Source organism: Kitasatospora purpeofusca, from assembly GCF_000718025.1.
Lineage (GTDB): Bacteria > Actinomycetota > Actinomycetes > Streptomycetales > Streptomycetaceae > Kitasatospora > Kitasatospora purpeofusca.
Map to the genome: position 1 here is coordinate 1 of NZ_JODS01000094.1, position 462 is coordinate 462.

The following is a 462-nucleotide window of genomic DNA, read 5'->3' on the forward strand; positions in this document are numbered from 1 at the left end:
AAAGGAAACCCATGACCTTCCGTAACGAGACCACCACCGCCACCACCGCCACCAAGCGCCGCAACCGCGTCCGGACGGCACTGATGGCCGGGGCGGTCCTCGCCCTGCCGGTGGCCGGCCTCGTCACGGCCAACGCCGCCTCCGCCGCCCCCGCCGGAGTCTGGGACAAGGTCGCCGCCTGCGAGGCCACCGGCAACTGGGCCATCAACTCCGGCAACGGCTTCTACGGCGGCCTCCAGTTCACCAGCTCCACCTGGGCCGCCTTCGGCGGCACCGCCTACGCCCCCCAGGCCCACCAGGCCACCAAGGCCCAGCAGATCACCATCGGCGAGAAGGTCCTCGCCGCCCAGGGCCCCGGCGCCTGGCCCGTCTGCTCCGTCAAGGCCGGCCTCACCAAGTAACACCCCCACCCCCACCACCACGGGGGCGCACCACAACAACGCCGCTGCACCCGACCACCCC

1 pseudogene is annotated in these 462 nt (G+C 72.5%); it reads left to right on the forward strand.

Features of this window, described 5'->3' with window-relative positions:
• Positions 1 to 11: 11 nt before the first annotated feature.
• Positions 12 to 398 (forward strand): annotated as a pseudogene (locus IF01_RS43350) (transglycosylase family protein); the annotation flags it as partial.
• Positions 399 to 462 lie beyond the last annotated feature (64 nt).